Annotated in this window: 4 protein-coding genes; 3 read left to right on the top strand and 1 reads right to left on the bottom strand. The window is 72.3% G+C overall.

Annotation, left to right across the window (positions count from 1 at the left end; translation table 11 throughout):
- A partial coding sequence (locus H5J30_RS25460) for an HAD family hydrolase (protein ID WP_181789688.1) occupies positions 1-844 on the bottom strand: 844 nt, incomplete at its 3' end.
- Between the two features lie 204 nt (positions 845-1,048).
- Between H5J30_RS25460 and H5J30_RS25465 the strand changes: the two genes are divergently transcribed.
- The 3 genes from H5J30_RS25465 to H5J30_RS25475 all read left to right on the top strand — a co-directional run.
- A complete protein-coding gene (locus H5J30_RS25465) occupies positions 1,049-1,333 on the top strand; it encodes a glutaredoxin family protein (RefSeq protein ID WP_181789689.1) in 285 nt (94 codons plus the stop codon).
- Between the two features lie 143 nt (positions 1,334-1,476).
- Positions 1,477-2,283: a redox-sensing transcriptional repressor Rex gene (locus tag H5J30_RS25470; RefSeq protein WP_181789690.1), complete on the top strand. Its 807-nt coding sequence runs from the start codon at positions 1,477-1,479 to the stop codon at positions 2,281-2,283.
- Positions 2,280-2,836, top strand: a 557-nt coding sequence (locus tag H5J30_RS25475; protein ID WP_508470705.1) for a glutamyl-tRNA reductase, incomplete at its 3' end; no start/stop codon positions are given. The genes H5J30_RS25470 and H5J30_RS25475, both read left to right, overlap by 4 nt.

The following is a 2,836-nucleotide window of genomic DNA, read 5'->3' on the forward strand; positions in this document are numbered from 1 at the left end:
GCAGCCGCCATCCGTGTTCGCGCGCGTGCTTGCGCAGCCGCGCGTCGGGGTTGATCGCGTACGGATGGCCGACGAGCGAGAGCATCGGGATGTCGTTCGCCGAGTCGCTGTACGCGGCGCAGCGCTCCAGCTCCAGCGCCTCCGCGGCGGCCAGCGCCCGTACCGCCTCGGCCTTGGCGGGGCCGTGCAGCACCTCGCCGACGAGCCGGCCGGTGTATACGCCGCCGACGGACTCCGCGACCGTGCCCAGGGCGCCGGTCAGGCCGAGCCGGCGGGCGATGATCGTCGCGGTCTCGACGGGGGCGGCGGTGACGAGCCACACCTTCTGGCCGGCGTCGAGGTGCGCCTCGGCGAGCGCGCGGGTGCCGGGCCAGATGCGCTCGGCCATGTACTCGTCGTAGATCTCCTCGCCCATCTCCATGAGATCGGCGACGCGGTGGCCCTGCACGATGGACAGGGCGCTGGACTGCGCGTCCTCCATGTGCCCGGAGTGCTCGGCGCCGGCGAGGCGGAAGTACGCCTGCTGCCAGGCGAACCGGGCGAGGTCGCGGGTGCGGAAGAACTTGCGCTTGTAGAGCCCGCGGCCGAAGTGGTAGAGCGCGGCGCCCTGCATGATCGTGTTGTCGAGGTCGAAGAAGGCCGCCGCGTGCACGTCGCCGTGAACGGGGAAGTCCGGTTCTTCGTCCTCTTTTGCCGCCTCGCCGGCCGGCGCCACGCCTTCCGCGAGCGCGGCGTGCTCCAGCTCCTGCGAGGTCTTGCGCGCCGCCTCGGCCGCGGCCTCGCCGGCGGCGACGCTGCGCGCGGTCGCGCGGCGTCTGCGGCTGAGCCATCCGAATGCGGCCATGACGATGAGCATAACGGTGCGAGGCGGGCCAACCGGTGTCGAGGGGCCGGGCCTCCGTGGACGCACGCGTGAACTCCCGGGTGGTTTCTGCCCGGCCTTGCGTGCCCACTGCCCGGTCGTATTCGTTTCAGGGCCGTTGTCTGTCCGGTTCTGCTCGCTTACGCGTGGCTCCGTACGCTCGTGCATCGCGGCACAATCGATGACATGAGCCTGCTGCGACGCAAGACCGCCGCCCCCGCGCCCGCCCCCGCCGACCGGACCGTGACCCTCATCGGCAAGCCCGGCTGCCATCTGTGCGACGAGGCGCGCGAGGTGGTCGCCGCCGTCTGCGCGGAGCTGGGTGCCGGCTGGGAGGAGAGGGACATCACCCGGGACGAGGAGCTGTACCGGCGCTACTGGGAGCAGATCCCGGTGGTCCTCGTGGACGGTGAGCAGCACGACTTCTGGCGGGTCGACCCGGAGAGGCTGCGGCGGGCGCTGCGGTCGTGAGCCGCGGGGTGACGCCCGTCACTTTGCCCGGACAAAGCGGACACCATCTTTGTGCACGCGTTCACAAAGGCATAGCCTTCTCCCATCAGTGCGGTTTCGCCCCGGCGGGCCGTACGCGGCACCGCGCTAGCGTCAGGAGCACTGTGGCAACTGGCCGAACTCACCGAACGGCGACCCGAAGCCGAGGGATCCCCGAGGCCACCGTCGCCCGGCTCCCGCTTTATCTGCGGGCCCTCACGGCGCTTTCGGAGCGCTCCGTGCCCACGGTCTCCTCCGAGGAACTGGCCGCCGCCGCCGGCGTCAACTCGGCGAAGCTGCGCAAGGACTTCTCGTACCTCGGCTCCTACGGCACCCGCGGCGTCGGCTACGACGTCGAGTACCTCGTCTACCAGATCTCCCGCGAGCTGGGCCTGACCCAGGACTGGCCCGTCGTCATCGTCGGTATCGGCAACCTCGGCGCCGCCCTCGCCGGCTACGGCGGCTTCGCCTCGCGCGGCTTCCGCGTCGCCGGGCTCATCGACGCGGACCGGGCCATGACCGGCAAGCAGGTCGCGGGCCTGACCGTCCGGCACACCGACGAGCTGGAGCCGCTGATCAAGGAGAGCGGCGTCTCCATCGGCGTCATCGCCACCCCCGCGGGCGCCGCGCAGGCGGTCTGCAACCGGCTGGTGGAGGCGGGCGTCACCTCGATCCTCAACTTCGCGCCGACCGTGCTGAACGTCCCCGAGGGCGTCGACGTCCGCAAGGTCGACCTCTCGATAGAGCTGCAGATCCTCGCCTTCCACGAGCAGCGCAAGGCCGGCGAGGAGGCCGAGCTGCGCGAGGCCGAGGCGGCGGACGCGGTGCAGGGCGGCAAGCCCGCGGCGGACGCGGCGGCGCGCCCCACCGCCGCGAAGAAGCGCACCGGTCAGGGGCCCGACGGGGACGTACCCGCCGTGATGCCCGCATGAGTGTCCTCGTCGTCGGCCTCAGCCACCGCAGCGCGCCCGTGAGCGTGCTGGAGCGGGCCTCGCTCGCGCCGGACGCGCGCGCGAAGCTGCTCGCGGACGCGGTGGCGGCGGCTCCGGTCACGGAGGCGGCGGTGCTGGCCACGTGCAACCGGATCGAGCTGTACGCCGCGGTGGACAAGTTCCACGCGGGCGTCGCCGAGCTGTCGACGCTGCTGGCGCAGCACGCGGGCGCGAGCCTGGAGGAGCTGACGCCGCACCTGTACGTGCACTACGAGGACCGCGCCGTGCACCACCTGTTCACGGTGGGTTGCGGGCTGGACTCCATGGTCGTCGGCGAGGGGCAGATCCTCGGCCAGATCAAGGAGTCGCTGGCGCTCGGGCAGCAGCAGCACACCGCGGGCCGGACGCTGAACGACCTGTTCCAGCAGGCGCTGCGGGTCGGCAAGCGGGCGCACAGCGAGACGGGGATCGACAAGGCGGGGCAGTCGCTGGTGTCGTTCGGGCTGGCCCAGCTCGCGGCCGGGGCGCCGGTGGCCGAGTGGGTGGCGGGACG

This window comes from Streptomyces phytophilus, from assembly GCF_013870535.1.
Taxonomy (GTDB): domain Bacteria; phylum Actinomycetota; class Actinomycetes; order Streptomycetales; family Streptomycetaceae; genus Streptomyces; species Streptomyces phytophilus.